The sequence below is a fragment of the Roseovarius sp. MMSF_3298 genome, assembly GCF_030733705.1.
Classification (GTDB): Bacteria; Pseudomonadota; Alphaproteobacteria; order Rhodobacterales; family Rhodobacteraceae; genus Roseovarius; species Roseovarius confluentis.
Genome location: NZ_JASHIN010000042.1, coordinates 1 through 22,533 on the forward strand (window position 1 = coordinate 1; position 22,533 = coordinate 22,533).

Here is a 22,533-nt window from a genome sequence, read left to right on the forward strand (position 1 = left end):
AAATCCTCCCTGTTGACAGCAACCGTAACGCTTATTACGGATATCTCAACCCGTAACTAAAATTACGCTTAAGGGGAAGCCTTGACACATCAAGCCCATTCCGCCGTTCGTGACAATCTCGGCGACACCGACACGCAACCTTTTGATACGGTATCGGCCCGATGACACGCTTGTTGCCAGCCACAGCTCTGGTCGCGTTGCTTCTCAATGGCGCGATTTTCGGGTTCTTTTATGCTTGGGTCTGCTCAACCATGTGGGGGCTGGATGCTGCCGATCCGGCCGTGGCGATTGCAGCAATGCAGGCGATGAACGCTTCGGTCCGCAACGCCGTATTTTTCCCGGCCTTCTTTCTGACGCCCGTGGTACTGCTCATCTCCACCCTGCTGGCGCGGCATGAGCAGCGCCGCATCGCATTCTTTTCCTTTGGCGCTGCGGCCCTCACGTATCTCTTCGGCGGGCTGATTCTGACCATGATGGTCAACGTGCCGATGAACGAGGAGCTGGCACGTGTCACCATACCCGACGACACGCAGGCTGCGCGTGACATCTGGGCGGCCTATTCGGCGCCGTGGCAGGTCTGGAACATCACACGCACGGTGTTCAGCGGTATCGCCCTCTTGTTCACGGGATATGGGCTGATCCACCTGAACCGGCACGCAGCGGCGGCGTGATCTAGAGAGCAGCGGTCATCATACCGATGGTAATCGGAGCGACCGGGCTTTTGAACACCAGCATGATAAGCGAGGCAATCACCACGTCGGTTGCCTCGCGCAAGTCGTTCTGTGCCAGCACGGCACCAACCATACGGCTGACCTGAAGAGTTTTCACCCCAGATGTTTCGCCTCCCGCTGGATGGCCCATTCGATCAGTTCCGTCCACAGCGTTTCGACCAGTTCTTCGTCGAGGCCAACTTGCGCCGCCTTTGATTTTACGTTGGCGAGAACGGCTGCCACACGGTCAACTGTTCTGGCAGGCAGGCCCTCGATCCGCTTCAGTTCGACGGCTCTGTCGATGTAGTCGCTGCGCTTGGCCAGTAGCTCCAGCAGCATCAGGTCGATTGCGTCTATCTGCTCGCGTAGCTCTGCCATCGAGCCACAGTCTTCCGGCTTTGTCAGGGTTGTCACTCCGGACTCCTTCATGAGTGGTTTTCCATTGACAGTATCCGTAACAATAATTACGGATATGTACAACCGTAACTTTAAATACGCTAAGGGGAGGCGTCTCATATGGACATTTCGCTGATCGCATTTGGCTTTGTGGCCTTTGCCACAGTCGCCGCGCCGGGGCCTACGGTTCTGCTGGCGCTCACCAACGGGTCGCGCTTCGGCATGACACGTGCAGGGGCCGGAATCGTCGGAGCCGGACTTTCGGACCTGGTACTGATCACAGCGGCTGCGCTGGGTCTGGGCGCAATTCTGGCGACATCGGCGTTCTGGTTTTCGGTCGTCAAGTGGATCGGCGTATTCTACCTCGCATGGCTCGGCATCCAGATGCTGAGATCGTCGGCTGAGATCGCCGACACGTCAGAATTGTCAGGGGTCGGAAAAGGGGCGGGGACACCGGCGCGCCTCTTCAGAAAGAGCTTTCTCGTCGCGGCCACGAACCCGAAGGGATACATCTTTTTCGCGGCTTTTCTGCCCCAATTTATCGACCTGGATGAACCGCTCTTCAGCCAGTATGCAACGCTTGCGCTGATATTCGTCGCGATCGACGTAGCCGTCATGACAATCTATGCGGCAGTCGGGGTCAACGCCATGCGGTTCCTGCGCGGGAAGGGAGCGATGTGGCTTGAGCGCGGATGTGGCTTCGTCATGCTCGCGCTGGCAGGGGGCTTGGCGCTATACAAACGCGCTTAGTTCGTGCATGTGGGTTGGGGCGACAGCCCCAACCGGTCATATCCTCGCCGAAACGCCCGTCGGTTCCGACAGGTTATGGCCCCCCCGGACAAGACTGGACATTCATGGACGCTGCAGCATCAAGTAATTTGGTCTCAAAGCCGCCTTGCGGCGGCGCGGCATCACTCACTGTCGCTGATGTAACACCGGCGACTGATCCGGCTTCTGATCGAACAGGATCACGCGCCCATCGCCGTTGTCGGGATCGTTGACCAGGACAAACGGCACATCCGCCCCGTCCTTCTCATAGAGACAGCGGTACTTCATTTGGCCGTCGAGCGGATCGCGCACCTGGTCGTAGCGGTAGCTGTGCGGGATGCCCTTCTCGATCCAGCCTTCAACACCTGCGGGCGTCACAAGCGATAGCGGCTTTCCGTCCAGCAAGATCGTCTTGCCCACGTTAAATACTTCATACATTCGATCAATCTCCTCTGTCGTTTCACCGGGTTGCGTCACAGGCTGTGACCTTCGCCACGATCCCTGTCCCGCGTGTTTTCGTTCTCGTCGTCATCGCGCTCCTGTTCGCGTTCGTCCTCGATCTCAAGCTTTTCGCGCGGCTTGTTCAGCACGTCCTTCAGGCGCTCGTTAACGGAGGGCTTGCGCACCTCGCGCCCTATGCTCTCGCCCATGTCATGCTCGCTGTGGCCGTCCAGCTTGTGAACCGCCGACTGACCGTCGCGCCCGGCGTCTTTCTCCATGATCTCTTTCAGTCGCTCCCGCGCATAATTGCGGCCTTCAGGCTTGGGCGTGTCGTCCTGGTCCCATGACCGGCCCACGACGCGGGCCAGCCGTTCCCGGAAGTCCTCCGGGTTTCGGTCGCGGTCGCGATCTTTCGCGGTCGCCGCCCTGAGTGCTGCCAGACCGGCAGAGACGCGCCCCTGCCCGGCCTCGCGCTCGATGCCGTAGGTCTCACGCGCCAGTTCCAGCCGCGCGCGCATTTCACGGAACGCGGTGCGGGCCTGTCGCGCGGCATGGACCACGGCCCCCCGCTCGGTGATTGGGACGTATTCCCGGCCCTGGCGCTCGGCCATCCACTTCGCCCGGCGTTCCATGGAATTGGCGGCTGGCCCCAGCTTCAGCTCGGGGTCGCGGTCCAGTTCCTCGGCGGAGAGTTGATCGCCCCGCTCCAGCGCAGCCTCGCGCTGCGCTTCGAGCGACCGGTGATCGACGCGCTCCACCTCCCCTGCCCGCTCCAGCGCGCGGTTCTGTAGATCGGCCCAGATGCCGCGCATCTGCTCGATCTCGACGCCGCCGGTCTTTGCAGAATCGAGCACACGGGTCTTGGCTGTGAAGCCGTCGGCTTCCAGCTTGCGGGTGGAAGTCAGAACGTGTGCGTGGTGGTTGCGCTGGTCCCCTTCGCGGTGCGGGGCGTGGATTGCCACATCGACAGCCACGCCGTAGCGGCTGACCAGCTCCTGGGCGAAGTCGCGGGTGATCTGGGAGCGGTCCTCGGCGCTGATCTCGGACGGCAGGGCCAGCTCCCATTCGCGGGCGGTGACGGAGTTGCGGCGGGTCTCGCTGGCCTCGACCTCGTTCCAGAGGCGGGACCGATCCGTGGCCCAGTCCGGCGCGTCCTTCGGGGTCAGGATGAAGGTTTCCTCGATGCCCTGCTTGCGGGTGTAATCGTGGATGCGACCTTCACGCTGACACTCGATGCGCTCCCCGACACGGTAGGCCGCGGCTGCCGTGGCAGAGCGCCCGGCGCTGCGTTTGATCGTCTTCACAGAGAGGTGGTAGCTCGCCATCAGCGCGCCCCTCCATTGAGACGGAAACGCGTTGGACGCATCGCGCCAAGCACCGGCGTTCCGTCTGGCTCTTGGCTCGTGACAAGAGCCAAGATGGTGGTGCATGATGAGGTTGAAGCCTGTCCTGTGTCTCTCGTGAACGGGGCAGTCTTCAACCTCCCTGTTGGGCGCAAGCCGGGGGCTCCGGAACATCGTGTTCCGGAGCCGTCGAGGTGGTGCGCAACCGTCTTTTCCCCGATGGATCGCGCCCCGCCCCGGCGCGATACGGGTGGAAAAGACAGCCCGCCCGAAGTGAGCCTTTGGCTCTCTGAGGCGCGGGCTTGCCAGTGATCTGCCCCCAAATCCCCAGCCTCATGGGGGGCGGGATATGGGGACAGTTCACTGGCGGTTTGCCGGGGGCAAACCCGGTATCGCGAAGGGGCATCAGCACCTGGGCGCGATACCTCCCGCAAGGGAGACGCCAGTGGCAGACCGGCCCCCACCGTGGGGCATCGGGCGAGACGCTGGCGCGACATTGCGGGACGCGATCCAACTGCCAAAGTTGGCCCTGGAGAGTTTGAGAGGCCGGGAGGGCCCCTCATTCCGGCGCGCATCGCGCCGGACGGAGTTCGCCATCGGCTGAGGCCTTGCCTCAAGGAGATCGCACGCAAAGCTCGGAACCGCAGGTGGAGAGTTTGCATAAGTGCGCCCTTCGTCCTTTACAGGCCTACGGGTACGCGCATACGGTTGATGTAGCAAGAGATACCTCGCCACCTGCCATCCTTGAAGTGGAAACCCGATTTGTCCGAGACCGAGCTGGACCGCGCCGAGAAACGCTACGCCCAGGCCAAGGCCCGGCTTCAGGCCCTGCGCAATCGGGAAGCCACGCGCCAGCGCAAGCTCGACACCAGGCGCAAGGTCATCCTCGGGGGGGCGCTGCTCGATCTCGCGGAACGGGACAGCGGGGCAGCGGCGATGGTGGAGCGGCTGATCCGCAACCTCTCCCGCGACCAGGACCGCAAGGCCTTCGCGGAGTGGGACGGCGCGGGCTCCGGCGGGGACGGCTCCCCTGCCCCGCCCTCCGATCCTGACGGGTCCGGGTGATGCGTTCGGTGATGATCTTCATGGGGGGCCTCGCCAGGTTCTTCTACCGGGTGATCGCCACCCCCATCATGTTCGGGTGGATGATCGGAGCCATGGCCTTCGGCGCGATGTTGGGGACGCTGTTTGCCGTTCCGTTCATCTTCGCCTTCTTCGATCAGGAGCCGGGGGAGAGTGCCTGGCAGTGGATTGTCTTCGGTCCCTGCATCCTCATCGGCGCGGTCTTCGGATTCCAGTACTGGCGCATGGCCTCCGGGGCCGATGCCTTCTTCGGCCTGACCGGCGACAGCCACGGCTCCGCCCGCTTCGCCAGTCGCAAGGAGTTGAAGAAACACCAGGGCGGGGATGGTCTGCTGATAGGGCGCAATCCCGGCACCGGGCGGCTTCTGCGCTATGACGGTCCCGCCCATCTGATCACCCTCGCCCCGACTCGCGCGGGCAAGGGTGTGGGCACCGTCATCCCGAACCTGCTCGCCGTGGATCGCTCGGTCCTGGTCATCGACCCCAAGGGCGAGAACGCGCGGATCGCGGGCGAGGCCCGGCGCAGGTTCGGGACGGTTCACGTCCTCGATCCGTTCGAGGTCAGCGGCCACCCTTCGGCTTGCTACAACCCGCTCGACCGGCTGACCCCCGACAGCCTCGATCTCGGCGAGGATGCCGCCTCCCTGACAGAGGCGCTGGTGATGGACCCGGCCGGGCAGGTGCAGGAGGCGCACTGGAACGAGGAGGCCAAGGCCCTCCTCGGCGGTCTGATCATGTTCTGCGTCTGTCACGAGGACCGCGACCGCCGGTCGCTGGCCACCGTCCGGGACTATCTCACCCTGCCCCCGGACCGGCTGAAGGCGCTGCTGGAGCTGATGCAGGACAGCGACGCAGCGGGCGGGCTGATCGCCCGCGCCGCCAACCGCTTCCTCGGCAAGGCGGACCGCGAAGCCGCCTCGGTCCTGTCGAACGCGCAGCGGCACACGCATTTCCTCGACAGCCCGCGCATTGCCCGGTGCCTGGCGCGCTCGGACTTCGCCTTCTCCGATCTGCGCCACCGGATCACCTCCGTCTTCCTCGTCCTGCCGCCCAACCGGATGGACGCCTACAGCCGCTGGCTGCGTCTCCTCGTCTCTCAGGCCCTCCAGGACATCGCACGGGATGCTGAAGCGTTGACGGTCACCATGGGCGCTGAGACACGCGCTCAGCGCCTCAAGGCCCCTGCCCTCTTCCTCCTCGACGAGTTCGCCGCTCTCGGCCGTCTGGAGGCCGTGGAGCGCGCCATGGGGCTGATGGCGGGCTACGGGCTCCAGCTCTGGCCGATCCTGCAGGACATGAGCCAGCTCCGCGATCTCTACGGCGACCGGGCGAACACCTTCATCGCCAATGCCGGGGTGCAGCAGGTCTTCGGAGTGAACGACTTCGAGACGGCGAAATGGCTGAGCCAGATGATCGGCCAGGAAACCTCGCGGTTCCAGACCGACAGCTTCAAGCCCGGCGACGGCCCCAGCTTCTCGAACCACCTCACCGGCCGCGATCTGCTCACCCCCGATGAAATCATGCAGATGCCGCCGAACGTCCAGCTCCTGCGCGTCCAGGGCCAGCCCTCGGCGCTTGCGCAAAAGCTCCGCTATTACGCCGATCCCGAGTTCCGGGGGCTCTTTGTCCCGCAGGACGCCGCCTGAGCCCCGGAAAGGAGCCGCCATGTCACAAGAGTCCGATCAGCCCGAGTTCCCCGCCCTCTCCGACGCCGAGCTGCGCGAAACCCTCGATCTCATGGCGACGGCCGTTGCCAGCATGTCCGACAGGATCGACGCCCTCACCGTTGCGGCGGATCGGCAGATCAAGGTCTCGACGGAAGCGCGGATCGCGGCCTTCGCCGCGAAGGACCAGACCGACCCCAAGCGATATGGCGAGGCTCTGGCGAAAACCCTCAACGCCGGGCTCGGACAGGTCGCGACCGACATGGCGGAGATCGTCCGCCGCCTCGCCGCCCAGACCGACAGGACCCTCGGGGCGCTGGCGAGATCGGAAGACGACACGTCGCGCGCCCTGCGTGAAGTCTCGGAGCGGGAATGGAAGGTGGAGCGCCTGAAGCGCCGCCTGCCCTGGTTCGGTCTTGGTGCGCTTGTTCTGGCCCTGGTGATGACAGTCATGGTGCCCCGCTTCATGGCTGGCAACGCTTCCATGTGCGCAATCCTCGGGGCCTCCTGGACCACGACGACCACCGGCGTCGATGCCTGCGTGTTCTACGGCGAGTGAGGCGCAACCTCCGATCAGCCGCTTTGCCCTCTTCTCAGCATCTCGGCCGCCGCAGGCGGCCAGGAGGCTCTGCCTCCTCTGCCCCGGAGGGGCATTCACCTCCGGGATATTTATGGAACAAAGATATCGTGGTAGAATGTCCTCGCGGTACAGGCGGGGACGCCGATGGCCGTGAACGGAGATGTCTCCGAGCGCCCTTCCCCTGCAAAGGTGAGGGGCGTTTTTGCGTCGGGCCGCCGAGGGCTAAGCGGCTGTCTCGTCGGCTCGGTCCGCGAAGCTGGGTGTTATATATGTGTTAGAATCTGTGTTACGCGAATCATCGCTTCCCTCAAGACTTTGAAAACAATACTCGAATCCGCCTATTTTTCGCCCTTCGGTGGGTGATCTTACGATACGGGGTGTGTGATCTTACGAAAGGTTGTGTGTGATCTTACGAAAGCCGCGTGGTGGGTGATACTACGAACTCCTTGCGTCGGTGGGTGAAATTACGAATAGTGCAGGCATGGTGGGTGAAATTACGAAACCGGATCGGACGCCTCTCCTTCCTTTGCGACACGCTCAGGGGGACTTCTTCGTCTGCGACATTTTCGATGCTGCACCGAAGGGCGACATGGCCTCGATGGCACATCCGATCTTCACGCTCTCTACCAAGCCGGACACAAAGAAGCGGCGCTACGTGGCAGCTGACGGAAAAAGCTACGTCGAGATCAGGCCGAACATGATCGGGCTTGCGACCGTGCATGATCGCGATGTGCTGATCTACTGTATCTCCCAAGTCATGGCAGCGTTGAACGATGGAAAGCAAGTCCACCGTACTCTGCGCTTCAAAGCCTATGACCTCCTTGTCGCTACAAACCGCCCTGTCGCCGGAACAGGCTACAGTGGCCTGAAGGCCGCTCTCGAACGCCTCCAAGGCACGCAGATCGAGACTAACATTACGACAGGTGGTGTCGAACAGATTGACGGCTTCAGCCTGATCGACCGCTACCGGATCGTTAGGGAAACTCGGGACGGCCGGATGCTTGATCTCGAAGTTACGCTCTCCGACTGGGTGTTCAATGCTATCGCTGGCGACGATGTTCTCACGCTTAACCGTCGCTACTTCCAACTCCGCAAACCGCTGGAACGCCGGTTGTATGAGCTGGCCCGCAAGCAGTGCGGGACACAACCGGAGTGGAAATGTGGCCTGGACAAGCTGAAGGACCGGACCGGTTCCACGTCCTCCGACAAGGAGTTTCGGCGGCTCGTTCGAGCAATCTGCAAGGCGGATGAGCAACACAACCACATGCCGGACTATGCCTTCCGGCTGGATGCCGACATTCTTACGGTTAAACCGAAGCCCGAGTTTCTGGAAAGCTACGCGCCAAAGCCGGAACAGGACAGCCTGACGGGCGGCTATGTCCTGCCCCTCTCGCCCGATACGCTCGAACGCGCACGCGAACTGGCCCCCACGTGGGACATCAAGGTACTGGTCGGAGAATGGCGGACCTACGCCGCCCGACAAAAAGAGCCCCCGAAGAACCCGGACGCCGCATTCCTCGGATTCTGCAAGAGCTGGTTCAAGAAACGTGGCCGCAACGGCTGGTAGAGTAATTACTCACTTACTCAAATACTCGGACCAGAGGTCACGGGTGATGTCGGAGATTGACCGGCCCTCCTCGACTGCTTTCATCTTGATTCTGCGATACAGCGTCTCCTCGATCTCGGCGTTTAGGCGCTTCTTCTTTTCACTGGTCTCCGTAATCTCATGCAGGATGCGGTTGCGGGCTTCGTCACCACGGCTCGGGCGTTTCGCGGACAGTGCCATCACGCGACCTTTCGCTTCGCAGATGTGAGCATCTTCAGTATCTCGTCGGTCAGCGCCGTAGTCTCTGCCCTCGCCTTGGTGTTGTCAGCGTCGAAGACTGTCAGCCCTTCTGCCGCCGTCTGCGGATAGACCTGTCGCTGCGTGATCGTCGTTTTGCAGACTGGCAGCGTATAGTCGTCCAGCGCGGTTCGCACGTCACTGCCAAGTCGGGTGCCTTCCACGATGCGGGAAACCACAAAACCGGCGCGGGGCAACCCGTCTGTGACGTCTTGGCGGGCCTTTATGAAATCTACCAAGTCGGACGCTGCCCAGATGTCATAGGGTGACGGCTGAACCGGGATCAGAACAAAGTCGCTGACCTTGATGCAGGCCGCGATCATATCCTCCAGCTTCGCCGCTCCGTCGATCACGACGTAATCGTAGTTTGCCGCCATGCTGGCGAGCGTCTTGACGTTGTTGGGACGGTCAAGCGCGACAAGCTCGACCGGGTTGTCCGCGCTGGCGGCGTGCCAGTCACGGGCGCTGCCTTGGGGGTCGCTGTCCACGATCAGAACGGAATGGCCCAGCTCATGCAGCGATCTGGCCAGATTGGTGCTGATCGTGGTCTTGCCGCTGCCACCTTTGGGATTCAGGACGGAAATTATGCTCATTGCTCTGCCTCAATTGTGTATTTACTCAAAAGTGTAACTGAGTGTCCGAGATGCGGCAAGTTTGGTGTGAGCTGATGTCATGCAGACATAGGCAAAGAAGCGAGTGGTAGACGGACCACTCATTTACTCAAAAACCCATTTGAGGACAGTGTGGGGCAGGGGACTTGGCGCAAATGCTGTGGACTTGCTATAGCTGCCCTTGTCGCGCCCTGACCTCGCCGATGAAATCACCGACAGACCAGAGCCAGCCGCGCTGCGCGGCAGTGTAGCTGCTGTGAACAGGGGAGGGGACCACGAGCTGAAGGCTGGAGGCTTCCATCTGATCGGTCTGCGGCTCCGAAATTCCCGGCTCCAGCGTCAGCAGGTGCTTTCGGCTGATCTTCTCGGCCTCGGCCAGAACCTGCCGCCAGCGATCCTTGCAGGTGGACTTTGCACCCAGCATAGTCAGGCGCGGATCGCCCTCGGCCGGAGCTGCCTGATAGGTCGCAAGATCGGGAAAGAGGAAATCCGGCTTGTGATTATGCTCGGTGACGGCTCCCCGGACGTGCCGGATGTCGTGAGCCCGCAGGACAGCCGCCAGATGGTTCTCCAGCGAATGCCCCATGCGTGACTTGCGGCGGTTCTGCACACTCAGGGAAAAGCTGATGAACCCGTCCACATCGGTGCCGTCCCGGTTCGTGAACCCGGCCTCGATCCTCGAAGATACGATCCGGCGCTCAAGCCTCCTGAACAGGGCCTCTTCGTGATCCAGCCATGCGATGAGCGCAGCATCGGGATCGTCCTCGGCGCAAACCTCGGGGAGGGTGAGGCGGGCCAGATCGGAGAACTCGGCCGTCTTCGGGAATGTGGTGCCGAATTTCGCGATGATGCTGTCCAGTTTGTCAGCGTCCGGCTCCTCGAACTCGATGCCGATCTCGTCCAGAATGAAGCGGGCCGCGAAGTCCAGCTCCGGCTCCTCGTCGGAGAACTCGCGGGACACGAAGGATTTGCCTTCCGGGCGCAGGCCGAACAGCCAGAAAAGCTGCTGCTCGCTGGTCGATCCTTCCGGGGCCACGATGAACCAGAGGACGCCACCCTGGTCCTTTGCCAGAAACAGGGTGTCTCCGGCTCTCATGGCTTCCGTGACCGGGTTCGAGGGGTAGTAGAGCCGCCATTCGGCTGCGCGGGGCTTGTTGATCCGGGCGTCGTAGTGCGTGGCCCAGCCTTCCTCGGTGAAGCCGTCCTGATCTCCGCCGAGCCAGATGTAGATCGCCGGGAATTTCTGCTGGTGCGTCTCGCCCAGAAAATCCTCGCGCATCTTCACGGTCGTTCCGACCTCATGCTGGTTCGATGTCTTCGGTTCGGCATCCACGGCGGACAGGCGCTTGACCCCGACACCCTCGAAGTAATCAGACAGTTGCCCGCGCTTCATCCCCGCTCACCTCCAGTGTTTTTATGTCCGATTTCAACCATATGGCGCACTGATCGACAACGCTCTCGAAGGGCAGGCGGGTCTTGCCCTTCAGGGCGCACTCCCAGACCGTCCCGATGCGCCAACCCGCCTCGGCAAGAGCCTGACGCTGTTGCCTGTCGCGCTCGATGTTCCTGCCGATTTTCCCGCGCCAGAAGTCCTCGCGGCTCTTCGGCCAACGGAACAGGTGGCAATCGTGGCCGTGCCAGAAACAGCCATGCACAAACAGGACGGCGTTGCGGCCGGGGAAAACGAGATCGGGCCTGCCGGGCAGGTCCTTGCGGTGCAGCCGGAACCGGAATCCGCGCCGGTGCAGCGCGGACCGTATTGCCAGCTCGGGCTTGGTGTTCTTCCCCCTGATCCCCGCCATCATCCGGCTTCGGACGACGCGGGAAACGGTGTCGGCGGGCATCACCGTGCTGCCAGCGACGCCTCCGGCATCGCAAGGTGTTCGGCGGGCATCTCGCTGGCGAAGTAGGCGCGCCTCTCGTCCAGCGGAAGTTGCGGCTGGATGGCTGCCGTTACTTCCCGACCGTCCAGCTCCATCGCCTCGGCGATCCGTGTCTGCATGAGCTGCGCGACCGCGCTCACGACCGGCACGACAACGGCGTTGCCGAACTGCCGATAGGCCTGCGTGTCGGAGACGGGGATTTTCCAGTCGGACTTGCCCGGCTTCTCGAAACCCATCAACCGGGCGCATTCGCGCGGCGTCAGGCGGCGCGGGCGGTTGCCCTTCTGCTCGATCAAGATTTCGGAGCCGTCCTTGTAGTAGCGGGCGGACAGGGTGCGGGCCACGTCATTCGGGCCGAACAGCGAATAGCCGAACCCGTTCCCGGCGCTGCGGTGCTTTTCCTTGTAGCCCTGGAGATAGGTCCACATGTGGTTGGTCAGCGTGTATTTCGGATCGACCCCTCTATCGAGGATCGCGCCAAGGGTCGGGCCGTCGCCCTCGGGCACGGCGAGCTGGTCGAAGTCGAACCCGATGCTGTGATCCTTGAAGCCGACGATGAAAATGCGCTCGCGCTTCTGCGGCACCCATGGCGTCGAACTGATGACCCGGTGAAAGACGCGATAGCCCAGCTCGTTCTCCAGAACGTGCATGATCGTGGCAAAGGTCTTGCCGCCGTCATGGCGCTCAAGGTTCTTCACGTTTTCCAGCAGGAACGCCGGGGGTCGGTGGTGGTCGATGATCCTGGCCAGATCGTAGAACAGCGTCCCCTGCGTGTCGCACAGGAAGCCATGGGGGCGGCCAAGGGCGTTCTTCTTGCTGACGCCCGCAATCGAGAAGGGCTGGCATGGGAACCCTGCCAGCAGCACGTCATGCGCCGGGATGGTTTCGGGGGCCTTGGCGTAGGGGCGCACGTCCTCGGCGAAGACATGATCGCTGTCGGCAGGCTCGGGAAAATTGGCGCTGTAGGTCTCGCGGCTGAACCGGTCCCACTCGGCCGTGAAGACGCACCGCCCGCCGATGGCCTCGAAGGGCAGGCGCAACCCGCCGATCCCTGCGAAGAGGTCGATGAAGCGGAAGCTCTCTGAACGCTTGCCGGTGCAGCGCGCATCTGCCGTCTGGCGCAGCTTCTCCAGCCGGAGCTGGTCGATCCGCTTGCCCTCACCCTTCATGTTGCGCCGGATCGTGCGGTCGCTCACCCCCAGAAGCTCGGCTGTCGCATCGATGTCGAGACCGGCCCGCTCCATCAGTTCCGCAAATTCTGTCCGTGGATGCGCGTTCATGTGCCCGCCCCTGTTCTGTGTCTGTTATTGACAACATGTCATAATCTGTCCCAGCGTGGTTGAAAAGCCTGTTTCTGCCATTTGTTCATAATTTGTTCTAACATGGTGTTAAGGGTCTTGAGGCGATAGATTCACAATCCGGGCATCACGGATTCAGCGGTTTTGGTCCACGGCCTGAGCTTCATGGACTGAAATAGAGACTTATAAAGACGGTTCTGGGTGCAATCAAAGCATTGATATAAAACAAAATATCCTGCAATAATTGTGTCTAGTTTCCTGAAGTGTATCTAGATAGGAATGGTCCACCGTCGCATTTTTTCGGCATGATCGGCCAAAAAATTGCGAAAGGATCACCGGTATGCCCTCTGACGACGTTTTCTCCCTCCTGCTCGATGCACCCCCGACTATCCTTGCCCTGCTCCTCGGCATCGCCGCTGTAGGCGTTGTCGGACTTGCCTTGCATGTCGTCCTGCGCGCCATCACGAAGGAACGCGGCGAATGAACATGCGAAAATGGGTAAAGCTCCCGTCCGCCTGGATGGAGGAAGGCGGACTGTCGGCCTTCAAGTGGCGCGCGGAGACCGGAGCATCGGAAACGGCCGCACTGATGGTGCTGATGGCAATCGCGCATCGAGCCGATCTCGCTGACGGGCTTGCGCGGGCGACGTATGACGAATTGACCATCGCCACCGGGATCAGCCGGACCAAGGTGGCGGATGGTCTCGATGTGCTGGCCGCACGGAATCTGGTGGTCAGGGAGGCTGACGGCCGCAGCACGTACCAGCTCACCAACTATGGCGAAGGCCATGTCTGGGCCGCGCTGCCAGCGAAGCCCCTCTATGATCGCACCGGCGCGATGCCGATGTTCGGTGACTTTCATCTGCGCAAGGCCGCAGAGTTGGATGCCCTGAAAATTTACCTCGCGTTCGCGGCCCGCCGGGACACGACACAGAACGTCGCGCGGATCACCTATGAACAGATCAGCGACTATGCCGGCATTCACCTCGGGAAGATCAAGAAGGCGCTCGGCATCCTTAACATCAATGGTCTTGTCACCGTGGAAAGCTATGAGCGGATGGATGGCCTGCCCGGTGCGTCACACGGATACCGGCTGGCCCACCTTTTTCCACGCCTCCACGCCGGAACAACTGGACGCGCAACACGCGGGCAGGGGGACGATTCAAGGAACTACGAATAGCGTCGAGGTCAGGTGAGCGAGCAAGGCCTTGACCTTTTGGTTTCACACACTCATAATCATGAAACCGAAAGGATTCCGCCATGAACATTGTCGCCTTCCCGGCTCAGGCCGCCCTCTATCAGCCGATTGGCCATTTCATCCGCCTCGGCGACAGTGGCTATCGCAAGAATGCGGAACTCCACGCGCAGAACCTCCTGAAATCGAAGCGGTTCGTCGTGAATGCCTCGCGCATCGCATACCAGCGCGAGGACATCCGGATGCTGCGCGAGGGTGGCGCGGAAGTCGTCCTCGACCCACGCACCGTCGAGCTGGGGTCACTCAAGTATTGTGGGGGCGACGCGGCGAAGGCTCCTTGGGCCATGGAAGACGGCTCTCTACTGGTGGCGGAGCTGCGGTCGCCCAATCACATTTTCGACCTTTACGGCCGGATCGCACGCTGTGCCGTGGATCACCAGATTGATGCTGTCCTCAGCCCCTCCGGGCTTGTGACGGGCGCGGGCTTCAGAACGCAGTTCGATCTAGACCGGAACGGCTGTCTGGCGATGAGAGCGGCTCTGGATGCGAATGGCGGAAAGCAAATCGCCCTCGACTATCTGCTTGTTGTGCGCCTGACTGATCTGACCGACGAGAAGCGCAGGCTCGAACTGATCGCGGGCCTCGCCGATCTCCCCTTCGAAAACCTCTGGCTCCGGATCGCAACATCCTCCGGGACGGCCGGTCCGCTCACGGCGCAGCGACTGATAAAAGTGCTATCGGCCATCCACAATATCGGCAAGCCTGTCATTCTCGACTACGCGGGCGGGCTGACCGGGGAAGCCCTGATCTCGATGAATGTGGTCTCGGGCCTAGCGCATGGGATCGGCAGGCACGGATCGTTCGATGTCGGTGGCTGGGACAAGCCGCCGCGTAAACCCGAGCCGGATGAGGAGCGGAAAGGGGGGCAGGCCGTGCGCGTGGATGTCCCGGTCTTCGGTCGCAGCTTCACCATCCCGGAAATGGAAACTCTCCTGACCGCCAAGGGGGCAAAGGCGCTTCTCGTTCCGACAGACAAGAAAATCCTGCCCAACGGTCCGTCCGACCTGCGCAGCGACGCGCGGCGGCTCAACGCTCTGGAAGCGGAAAGGCGGATTTCGGCCATCGAAGACACGCCGACCGTCAAGCGGCCGGAGGCATTTGCAGAGGGCCGCATGAAGGAAGCGGAGCAGGCGGCCCGCAAGGCCGCGCGTCTGAATCCCAATCCGAAAGTCGCTGCCGACAACAATGTCGATCTCGACAAGATGCGGGCACGTCTCGCCGACAATGCCGGAACCATCGGAAAGCTGCGCGATGTTTACGCGGCGCAGGCACAGCAGCGGCAGGAACGGGGGGACATTGCCCGGTCTGTCTCGCCGCCCCGGCACGCGACACCCTTTTCAGAGACGGGATCGTGAGCATGGCCTCTACAGCGATCTCCCGGAGTATAAGCGATCTTGAAGAAATCGGCGGTCTGAACGGCATGGACATCGCCAACGTCACCGATGTGTCGAAAGCCACTGTCTCGCGCTGGCGGACCGGCACGAAGAAGCCCCAACCAAGAAGCGAACGGGTTCTTGCCGATCTGGTCTATGTCGTCCGGCGACTGGAAGACTACTACACCAATGAGGAGGTCAGGACTTGGCTCTACGCGCGGCACCCGCAGCTCGAAGGGCAACGCGCGATTGACCTGATCCATGAAGGCAAGGTGATCGAGATATTCCAGGTTCTCGACCGTCTGGATGCGGACGGCTATCTCTGATGATGACGGCACCGAGGGATCGCGACCTGATCGACGCCCTCGATGCGATGGAGGTCAAACCGTTCAGCGGCACCGTTTGGCGTGTGCGTCGCGAGGGCCATGATCCGACGATCTTCTATGCTGGCGGCAACCGGTGGGACGATGGCTCCTTCGACGTGCTCTACACGGCCTTGGATCGCGACGGCGCGCTCGCCGAGATGCGCTTTCATCTGTCACGCGGCCAGCCAGTCATGCCGTCGAAGGTCAGATACGCACTTCACGAGCTGGCGGTCGATGTGCCCGGTATTATCGACATCACCGACTGGGCGTTCCTCGAACGTTTCGGTGTAGAAAAAGGCGCGTTCGGAAAGATGCCCTACCTCTCCCGCGAAACAGAATATTCGGCCTGTCAGCGGATCGGGGAGGCGATCCATTTCCTCGGCAGCGACGATCCCGGCGATCCTTCAGGGTTCATCGTCCCGAATGCGCGACGTGAAGGCCGGAACCTGGTGCTGCTAGGGGACTACATGCCGTTCGATAACGTCACCCATATCAAGGATCACGGTGTCATTGATTGGTCTGCGACATAGCAGGAAGGGCAGAGAGCGCCCGTTGAAGCGTGCTGCGGTTCACACCCAGTATCTCGGCCATTCCGGAAACCGTCTCGCGCTTCGCCTCGATGGCCGTCTTCGCATGGGCGATTTGGGCGTCGTTTAGGGCAGGGGGCCTGCCAAGGCGTTTGCCGCGCTTCTTCGCGGCGCGCAGACCGGCCTTCGTCCGTTCCTGGATCAGGTCGCGCTCGAATTCGGCCAGCGCCCCCATGATGTGAAAAACCAACCGTCCGCCTGCGGTTGTCGTGTCGATCCCGTCCGTCAAACTGCGGAACTCGATTCCTCGATCCCCGAACAACTTCAGCAGGTGGATCAGGTCAGCGATGGACCGACCCACACGGTCCAGCTTCCAGACCACCAACAGGTCGCCTGAGCCCAGCAACTCCATCGCTTCGGAAAACCCGGCTCGGCTCTCGGCCGCTGTGGCACCGCTCTGCGCCTGGTCGGTGATGATCCGGTCGCACCCGGCTTCGGTCAGCGCCTCGATTTGTAAATCAAGGTTCTGCTCCTCCGTGGACACCCGTGCATAGCCGATTTTCATGCGATCTTTTTGCACGAGGTTTTTGCGTCAGTCCAGCGTATGGAATATCAGTGACTTGGCACCACGACCCAAACTGCCGCAAAAAGGGTGGTTTTTGCGGCAAATCGGGTTGACCACAAACCTGCCAGAACCGGATCAGTTGCGCCGGGGGCTTTTGGCACCAGTAAGTCATTGGTCCGGCGTTGCGATAGGTAAAGAGACAGAACCCACCGTTTTTGACCGCGAGGTCTTGGCCAGGGTTTTTTGTCCAATCCAAACTGCGCTGTTTCCGTTGCCTTCATTAGAGTAGAATGATCTCTGTGGGAGGCATTATTCATGCGACAACTGATTTCCAATGGAAACCCGATGGAAGAGATCGTCGGTTTTAGCCGTGCCGTTCGGGTTGGACCATACATTTCGGTCGGGGGAACCGCGCCGGTCGATGCATCTGGCAAGACTGTCGGCGTCGGAGATGTTTTTGCCCAAACGACGCAGTGCTTCGAGATCATCAAAGCAGCTCTCGAACAGGCGGGCTCAGGTCTTCAAGACATTGTGCGGACGCGGGTAATCCTGACGGATATCGACAACTGGAAAGAAGCCATAGAGGCGAGGAAGAAGTATTGCGTCGATGCCCGACCCGTCGATACGATCATGGCGATCAATCGGTTTGTGAACCCTGAATGGTTGGTCGAGATCGAAGTTGATGCAGTCGTTACCGACAACGCATAGCGGCAAGACCCATACGTTTCTGCCACTGGCGAAAACGACCGTTATTGGCGCATAGGTTTTCGGTAAAGGGTTTATGTCCCGGCTGCGGATGAAACGGTCAGTCGCACTTCATGAATGACTGTCCGCTTCTTGATCTCAATCAGACTTCGAACTCTTCCAGAAGATAGCCATTCTCATATGTCTCAGTCCTGATCCGAGACATGCTGATGGGCCGAGCGCACGCGCCAAAGAGAGGTGTGCCGCTCCCTAGGACACACGGTGCGCGCTTGAGGACCAGCCGGTCGATCAATCCTTGGTCCAGCATCCACCCTGCGAAATCGCCACCCCCGCAAAGATACACGGGGCCACTCGCATTGCGCGCCAATGTCAAAATCTCCTCCGATGTGGGACGGCGAAGAACTGAGATTTCAGCCGGTTCAGGCACCTCCAAAGTGTCGGAGAAAACGACTGTCCTCATATGTGGATAAGGGTTTTGACCGGGCTTAAGGCCAAAACCATACCCGAACTCGTAGGTGTTTCGGCCCATAATTGCCGTTCTGTAGGTCTCAAGGCGTTTTAAGTAGTCGTCTACCACAGGCCCTTCTGGTGCGAATTTCGATATGTCTCCGGACACGCCGGAGATAAAACCGTCTAGCGAGACGGCAACGTCATAGATAATGGGATGCATGAGCATGCTCCTGAAAAATAATTTCCCTTCAAGCCATTCGGCTTCTGAATGAATTGGGAATTATTTGATCACTGGCAGGGCGCTCCTCAACTGAAAGACCTTTTAGACGAAGCTGTTTGGCCGGTCAACACGCAGCCATATGGAAGCGGACCTTCGAACTCAGCGCAGCATTCGGAAGAGTGCGCTCCTGCGAGACCTTTTCCGCATTGATGGATGTGCCAAAACTCAACCGTTTCTGTCACCGACGATAACGACTGTTATTGGCAAGCGGTGGGTGTCAGATTTCCTCCTTACCAGCTCACAAAAATGTAAAGCATACTTTACATTTATTCCAAATCCCATCATTGGTACCTGAAGCGAAGTTAAGGAGTCTCTCATGGGTGTTGGAATTGCAATCGGCATAGCGGTCGGAGCGGCCATCGGGACAGCAACAGAAATGATTGCACAAGGCGTCGCCTTTGGTCTCGTGGGTGGTGTCCTGCTCGGCACACTTTTCAAACGCAACGCGGAACGCTGAGTAGCACCCTTGTGGCCAAATCGCCGAAAGTCATGAATCGGCTGCGGGAACTACGCCGCGCCCGTGGGTTGACACAACAGAATCTGGCGGAGCTTCTCGGTGTTTCCCGACAAACAATCAACGCAATCGAGAAGGGCCGATATGAACCTAGCCTGCCCGTGGCCTTCGACATTGCAAATGCTTTCGCATCGAGGATCGAAGACATCTTTCGCCCGGCGCGAGACGCACATGACAATTCTCCTTGGAGTAACTTGATGATCCCAATTCCGAAACAATTAAGCGCGGGCCAGACCGTGATCCGCCCTCATGTGGCGTCAGATCTGGCAGCATTTGAACAGTTCCTGACGCACCCTACGGCCACTCAGTTCATGGCGTTCACCCCTGAGCAGAAATCCAGCGCCGGGGCGGCTGCGATGATGGATGCAGTGATTGGGAGCTACGCCAGTAACCACCCGATCTGCTCACTCACCATCGCCGATGACAGTACCGGTGAATACCTTGGATCAATCGGGGCGGCAGAAGCGGGTGATCATGCGGCGGAGGTCTTCATCACTGTGATGCCTGACACGCAAAGACGCGGCATCGCCAAGACGTCCCTGCCGGTTTTTGTCGACCATCTCTTCTCGACGTCCGCTGTGACGCAGCTCATCGCAGATGTCGTTAAAGACAATACCGCCGCCGTGCGGCTGTTTGATCAAGCCGGGTTCCTAAACACCGGTCCTATCGAACGCGCGGCAGAAGACGGCGCGCTCGGCCATCGCGACATGGCCGGACTGCGTTTCGTCATGACGCGGGCGGATTTTAATAAGCTGCGCGCATCATGACCGGCGCATTACTCAAAGCCGCTGTACCCGTGCTGCCCGTCAGCGGCATAGAGCGGGCTGCTTCTTTTTATGCTGAGAGACTCGGGTTCGAGATCGGCCATACTGACAGCGGGTATGCTGTAATGATCCGCGACAAGATCGAAATCCATTTATGGTGCGCTACCGATGAAACTTGGAAAGGGCGCGATGGCCATCCCGTCATCAGCGGTGCTGAGAGTTTCCTGGCAGGAACTGCGAGTGCGCGTGTGTTTACAACCGAAATAGATGCGCTGTTTGCTGAAATGCGAGACAAGGACGTCATTCACCCCAACGGACCCTTGCAGAACAAGCCGTATGGATTGCGGGAGTTCGCAGTCCTTGATCTTGACGGCAACCTTCTCACATTTTTCCAGCCATTTGACCAAAAGGAATACCGAAAATGAGCCTCGGTGTCGCCATTCTGAAAATTCCCGTGTCGGACCTGAAGACGTCAGCTTCCTTCTATGAAGCTGCCCTAGGATTGCGAGCCACAATGGTTGTCGAGGAGTTTGGCTGGGCGCAGTTGGACGGAGTCTCTGTTGCGCTTGCCCTATACCTACCAGGCAAAGGTGGGGGAGATCGCACGCTGGGCGGTACGGTCGATTTCCACCTGTCACACAATCATCTGGACGAACTGCACGTACAGACACGCAAGACTGTTCCAAACGCCACAGTGCATGAAAATGCAGATGGTAGCAGATCGTTGGAGTTCTCTGATCCGGATGGGAATATCATCAAGGTCATGGAACGCCGCTAACGCCAAAGGTGTATGACCAGATTCGGTTCACTCAGTGACATGACTGCTATCGGCTGTAGCGCACCAAAGTCGCTTTTTCGCTTTGCGGGCATACCATGCCCGTCCGCGCGAAGCGCCGGGCCTGTCGGCGGGTAGCCTTAGGTTGCCCGCAGACAAGTCACCCGGAAACCGCCACCACCTCGATCACGCCACAACGCGAAGGGCCCCGCCTGCTGACGGGGGCCTCGATCATTGCGGTGATGCGGGCAGCTACTCAGCGGCCATCCGGTCGGCCTGCGCGGTGCGGTCCATGATGTAATCCACGGCCTTCTGCGCCTCGGACGCGGCGCGGAAAATCGCGCGACTGTCTTCCTTCATCGCCTCAAGCCATCCTTCGACATAGGCCGCGCTCTGATCGAATTCAGGCTCCACCCCGATCTGTGCGCAAAGCATGCAGTTGCCAATCTCCGCGACCAGCTCCTCGAAGGCATAGGCCTTGCGGTCATTGAACCGGCCCAAGCGGTCCAGCCGCTTCGTCGCACCTGTCCAGTGGGTCAGCTCATGCGCCAAGGTGCCGTAATATCCTGCGGCCCTGTGAAAGGTGCCAATCGGCGGCATGTGGATGCGGTCGGTTTTGATGTTGTAATAGGCGCGCGGCTCCTCGGTCACGTCGATCTGCGCGCCGGTCGCGGCAAAGAACGCCTCAAGCTCGGGGTCGGCCACGGTGCCAAGATCACGGGGCGGGTCGGGCAGGATGTAGAACTCGGCAGGCAAGCCCTCGATCTGGTCGGCGTTGAACACGCGGTAAGCCTTGGCATAGGGGATCTGACGTTCCTCGCCGTTCTCGTTCTCGCGCTCGACGGTGCCGTATTTCACAACGGTCGCAGATTTCTCGCCCTTGCGGACATGGCCCCCAAGCTGCTTGGCCTGATTGAACGTCATCCACCGGGTTGAGCTGTAATCCTTTGCCATCGCCGTGGCCCAAAGCATCAGGATGTTGATGCCCCGATAGGCCTCTCCGTTGAACCGTTCCGGCAAGCTGACCCCTGCCCCTCCGCCGGTCCACGGCTTGCGCCAGGGCGGTGTTCCCGCCTCGATCTGCGCGATGATCTGATTGGTGACATGGGTGTAAACGTCAAACTTCTCTGCGGTCATTTGTGACCCTCCTTCGAGTGACGCGGGCCGGGTCTCTTCCCCTTTCCGCCGATGGGCGGGCCTTCCTTCTCTGTTGTCTGGAATGCCCATGCATTCCGGACGGCAGAGCAGGTAAGGGCAAAGCCCGTCCTGCGGCCCGGCGGGTCCGTGACACCCGGGTGGAGGGCGTGAATTTGGGAGGGAACCGCGCGCCTCGCGCGTGGGAGGAACCGGAATTCTCGACCGGAACCGACGCCAAAGGCGGCGCTTGCCGGTTTTCTCGGACCTGCCGGGATGGCAGGCGGATCAACAGAATTTGGATGCTATCTGGGTAGGGGTGAGCGGGCGTCAGCCCGTCGATCCCCTGCCCTGTCTATCGCTCAAAGCGAGACCGGCACACTGCCGGGATCACGGATATCCTAGCGCGACCGTGCGGCAGCTATGCGGACAAAGTGAGCTTTCGCTGCGGCAGCGCGAATGGCTGCTTCAGAGAAAACCCCGTTTCTCTCGCAGTTCCTCATCTTTGCAAGTCGTGCAAGTCTAGGGTTCGGGCACGAGCAAAAGTGACAATCGCCTTAGTGTAAGTGCCGACCTCTTCTCGCAAAAGTCGCGAGATGGCGCGGGAACTCTACCGATCACACGGCGGATTTGCAGATCGCCGACAAGCAAATTCATATAGAGCGCGGCTGTTTCCTCCGGATGGTCGAAAGATAGATCGCCGCGACGCTTAGCCTGTTCGAGAGTTTCTACAAGCAGAGGCAGGACAGTTTCTCTCCCCGCCTCCGAAATGACGGCACCCAGTTCACCTGTCGGGTCTGCCGCTGCGGCACGATTGAGTGCGATGGCGCGATCCCCAAGCAGCAGCTCCAGCAATTTCGGTCCGAACCTTGCAAGCGTTGCCATCGGGTTTTCTTTAGCCGCCAGTTCCTCTTCCAGCAGGGATTTCACTTCGGCGGCGTTGCGTGTCACCAGAGCTTTGAACAATCCTTGCTTGTCGCCGTACCAGTTGTAGAGGGTTTCGTTGGAAGCGCGGGCTTTTCTGGCAATGGCCAGCATCGAGGTTCCCGCGTACCCCTTTTCTTCCAGCAGTGCATAGGCTGCGGTTTCGATCTGCTGCTGACGCAGGGACCTGTTCTCTTCGCGCATCCAAATCCTCCCTGTTGACAGCAACCGTAACGCTTATTACGGATATCTCAACCCGTAACTAAAATTACGCTTAAGGGGA

General features: G+C 60.5%; 29 protein-coding genes. 16 read left to right on the top strand and 13 right to left on the bottom strand.

The window, feature by feature from the left end; all coding sequences use genetic code 11:
• The first annotated feature begins 161 nt into the window (after positions 1–161).
• Entirely contained in the window at positions 162–671 is a 510-nt protein-coding gene (locus tag RBB18_RS21750; protein WP_274594759.1) for a DUF1772 domain-containing protein, read from the top strand.
• A gap of 1 nt (position 672) precedes the next feature.
• Here RBB18_RS21750 and RBB18_RS21755 read toward each other — a convergent pair whose 3' ends face one another.
• Both RBB18_RS21755 and RBB18_RS21760 read right to left on the bottom strand, forming a co-directional pair.
• Positions 673–828: a hypothetical protein gene (locus RBB18_RS21755; RefSeq protein WP_274594760.1), complete on the bottom strand. Its 156-nt coding sequence runs from the start codon at positions 826–828 to the stop codon at positions 673–675.
• A complete protein-coding gene (locus RBB18_RS21760) occupies positions 825–1,124 on the bottom strand; it encodes a chorismate mutase (protein ID WP_338020442.1) in 300 nt (99 codons plus the stop codon). The genes RBB18_RS21755 and RBB18_RS21760 overlap by 4 nt, the downstream gene beginning before the upstream one ends.
• 102 nt (positions 1,125–1,226) lie before the next feature.
• On the opposite strand from RBB18_RS21760, the gene RBB18_RS21765 reads away from it, so the two are divergent.
• A complete protein-coding gene (locus RBB18_RS21765; protein WP_274594761.1) occupies positions 1,227–1,856 on the top strand; it encodes a LysE family translocator in 630 nt (209 codons plus the stop codon).
• A gap of 165 nt (positions 1,857–2,021) precedes the next feature.
• Here RBB18_RS21765 and RBB18_RS21770 read toward each other — a convergent pair whose 3' ends face one another.
• Positions 2,022–2,312: a hypothetical protein gene (locus RBB18_RS21770; protein WP_274594762.1), complete on the bottom strand. Its 291-nt coding sequence runs from the start codon at positions 2,310–2,312 to the stop codon at positions 2,022–2,024.
• A 35-nt stretch (positions 2,313–2,347) separates the two neighbouring features.
• Positions 2,348–3,640: a MobQ family relaxase gene (gene mobQ / locus RBB18_RS21775; RefSeq protein WP_274594763.1), complete on the bottom strand. Its 1,293-nt coding sequence runs from the start codon at positions 3,638–3,640 to the stop codon at positions 2,348–2,350.
• A 780-nt stretch (positions 3,641–4,420) separates the two neighbouring features.
• On the opposite strand from mobQ, the gene RBB18_RS21780 reads away from it, so the two are divergent.
• The 4 genes from RBB18_RS21780 to RBB18_RS21795 all read left to right on the top strand — a co-directional run bounded on the left by RBB18_RS21780 (position 4,421) and on the right by RBB18_RS21795 (position 8,552).
• Positions 4,421–4,723 (top strand): mobilization protein, encoded by a 303-nt coding sequence (locus RBB18_RS21780; protein WP_306112452.1) that lies wholly within the window; start codon positions 4,421–4,423, stop codon positions 4,721–4,723.
• Complete coding sequence (locus RBB18_RS21785; protein WP_274594738.1) at positions 4,723–6,387, top strand: type IV secretory system conjugative DNA transfer family protein; 1,665 nt, start codon at positions 4,723–4,725, stop codon at positions 6,385–6,387. The genes RBB18_RS21780 and RBB18_RS21785 overlap by 1 nt, the downstream gene beginning before the upstream one ends.
• A 19-nt stretch (positions 6,388–6,406) precedes the next feature.
• On the top strand, positions 6,407–6,964 hold the full coding sequence (locus tag RBB18_RS21790) for a hypothetical protein (protein ID WP_274594739.1): 558 nt from the start codon (positions 6,407–6,409) through the stop codon (positions 6,962–6,964).
• Between the two features lie 502 nt (positions 6,965–7,466).
• Entirely contained in the window at positions 7,467–8,552 is a 1,086-nt protein-coding gene (locus RBB18_RS21795) for a replication initiator protein A (protein WP_274594740.1), read from the top strand.
• A gap of 9 nt (positions 8,553–8,561) precedes the next feature.
• Here the strand turns inward: RBB18_RS21795 and RBB18_RS21800 are convergent, their stop codons facing one another.
• From RBB18_RS21800 to dcm, 5 genes are all read right to left on the bottom strand, one after another.
• The gene (locus RBB18_RS21800) at positions 8,562–8,771 is read right to left on the bottom strand and encodes a plasmid partition protein ParG (protein WP_274594741.1); all 210 of its coding nucleotides are present in this window, start codon (positions 8,769–8,771) and stop codon (positions 8,562–8,564) included.
• Complete coding sequence (gene parA, locus RBB18_RS21805) at positions 8,771–9,421, bottom strand: ParA family partition ATPase (protein ID WP_274594742.1); 651 nt, start codon at positions 9,419–9,421, stop codon at positions 8,771–8,773. Before parA ends, RBB18_RS21800 begins: the two co-directional genes overlap by 1 nt.
• A gap of 187 nt (positions 9,422–9,608) precedes the next feature.
• Positions 9,609–10,832 (bottom strand): type II restriction endonuclease, encoded by a 1,224-nt coding sequence (locus RBB18_RS21810; RefSeq protein ID WP_274594743.1) that lies wholly within the window; start codon positions 10,830–10,832, stop codon positions 9,609–9,611.
• A complete protein-coding gene (locus tag RBB18_RS21815) occupies positions 10,810–11,283 on the bottom strand; it encodes a very short patch repair endonuclease (protein ID WP_274594744.1) in 474 nt (157 codons plus the stop codon). The genes RBB18_RS21810 and RBB18_RS21815 overlap by 23 nt, the downstream gene beginning before the upstream one ends.
• Positions 11,283–12,602, bottom strand: a complete 1,320-nt coding sequence (gene dcm, locus RBB18_RS21820) for a DNA (cytosine-5-)-methyltransferase (protein ID WP_274594745.1) — start codon at positions 12,600–12,602, stop codon at positions 11,283–11,285. The genes RBB18_RS21815 and dcm overlap by 1 nt, the downstream gene beginning before the upstream one ends.
• A gap of 358 nt (positions 12,603–12,960) precedes the next feature.
• On the opposite strand from dcm, the gene RBB18_RS21825 reads away from it, so the two are divergent.
• From RBB18_RS21825 to RBB18_RS21845, 5 genes are all read left to right on the top strand, one after another.
• Positions 12,961–13,104, top strand: a complete 144-nt coding sequence (locus tag RBB18_RS21825; protein ID WP_274594746.1) for a hypothetical protein — start codon at positions 12,961–12,963, stop codon at positions 13,102–13,104.
• A complete protein-coding gene (locus RBB18_RS21830; protein ID WP_274594747.1) occupies positions 13,101–13,799 on the top strand; it encodes a hypothetical protein in 699 nt (232 codons plus the stop codon). Before RBB18_RS21825 ends, RBB18_RS21830 begins: the two co-directional genes overlap by 4 nt.
• Before the next feature lie 80 nt (positions 13,800–13,879).
• Entirely contained in the window at positions 13,880–15,229 is a 1,350-nt protein-coding gene (locus RBB18_RS21835) for a hypothetical protein (RefSeq protein WP_274594748.1), read from the top strand.
• A 2-nt stretch (positions 15,230–15,231) separates the two neighbouring features.
• Positions 15,232–15,573 (top strand): antitoxin Xre/MbcA/ParS toxin-binding domain-containing protein, encoded by a 342-nt coding sequence (locus tag RBB18_RS21840; protein ID WP_274594749.1) that lies wholly within the window; start codon positions 15,232–15,234, stop codon positions 15,571–15,573.
• Positions 15,573–16,142 carry an RES family NAD+ phosphorylase gene (locus RBB18_RS21845; RefSeq protein WP_274594750.1) on the top strand — a complete coding sequence of 190 codons (570 nt, stop codon included), beginning with the start codon at positions 15,573–15,575 and terminating at the stop codon, positions 16,140–16,142. The genes RBB18_RS21840 and RBB18_RS21845 overlap by 1 nt, the downstream gene beginning before the upstream one ends.
• On the opposite strand, the gene RBB18_RS21850 is transcribed toward RBB18_RS21845, so the two are convergent.
• Positions 16,120–16,704: a recombinase family protein gene (locus RBB18_RS21850; RefSeq protein ID WP_274594751.1), complete on the bottom strand. Its 585-nt coding sequence runs from the start codon at positions 16,702–16,704 to the stop codon at positions 16,120–16,122. The genes RBB18_RS21845 and RBB18_RS21850 overlap by 23 nt on opposite strands.
• Before the next feature lie 315 nt (positions 16,705–17,019).
• Here RBB18_RS21850 and RBB18_RS21855 point away from each other — a divergent pair, with 315 nt between their 5' ends.
• Complete coding sequence (locus tag RBB18_RS21855) at positions 17,020–17,412, top strand: RidA family protein (protein WP_274594752.1); 393 nt, start codon at positions 17,020–17,022, stop codon at positions 17,410–17,412.
• 139 nt (positions 17,413–17,551) lie between these two features.
• Here the strand turns inward: RBB18_RS21855 and RBB18_RS21860 are convergent, their stop codons facing one another.
• On the bottom strand, positions 17,552–18,079 hold the full coding sequence (locus tag RBB18_RS21860; protein WP_055297373.1) for a dihydrofolate reductase family protein: 528 nt from the start codon (positions 18,077–18,079) through the stop codon (positions 17,552–17,554).
• A gap of 376 nt (positions 18,080–18,455) precedes the next feature.
• Between RBB18_RS21860 and RBB18_RS21865 the strand changes: the two genes are divergently transcribed.
• Genes RBB18_RS21865 through RBB18_RS21880 form a run of 4 tightly spaced genes read left to right on the top strand, consistent with a single transcriptional unit; the run spans position 18,456 to position 20,195 of the window.
• The gene (locus RBB18_RS21865) at positions 18,456–18,596 is read left to right on the top strand and encodes a hypothetical protein (RefSeq protein WP_274594753.1); all 141 of its coding nucleotides are present in this window, start codon (positions 18,456–18,458) and stop codon (positions 18,594–18,596) included.
• Between the two features lie 11 nt (positions 18,597–18,607).
• A complete protein-coding gene (locus tag RBB18_RS21870) occupies positions 18,608–19,420 on the top strand; it encodes a GNAT family N-acetyltransferase (RefSeq protein ID WP_274594754.1) in 813 nt (270 codons plus the stop codon).
• On the top strand, positions 19,417–19,842 hold the full coding sequence (locus RBB18_RS21875; protein WP_274594755.1) for a VOC family protein: 426 nt from the start codon (positions 19,417–19,419) through the stop codon (positions 19,840–19,842). Before RBB18_RS21870 ends, RBB18_RS21875 begins: the two co-directional genes overlap by 4 nt.
• Complete coding sequence (locus RBB18_RS21880; protein ID WP_274594756.1) at positions 19,839–20,195, top strand: VOC family protein; 357 nt, start codon at positions 19,839–19,841, stop codon at positions 20,193–20,195. The genes RBB18_RS21875 and RBB18_RS21880 overlap by 4 nt, the downstream gene beginning before the upstream one ends.
• Positions 20,196–20,444: 249 nt before the next feature.
• Here RBB18_RS21880 and RBB18_RS21885 read toward each other — a convergent pair whose 3' ends face one another.
• Complete coding sequence (locus RBB18_RS21885; RefSeq protein WP_274594757.1) at positions 20,445–21,329, bottom strand: ArdC family protein; 885 nt, start codon at positions 21,327–21,329, stop codon at positions 20,445–20,447.
• 519 nt (positions 21,330–21,848) lie between these two features.
• Positions 21,849–22,454, bottom strand: coding sequence for a TetR/AcrR family transcriptional regulator (locus tag RBB18_RS21890; RefSeq protein ID WP_274594758.1), 606 nt, complete (start codon positions 22,452–22,454; stop codon positions 21,849–21,851).
• Positions 22,455–22,533 lie beyond the last annotated feature (79 nt).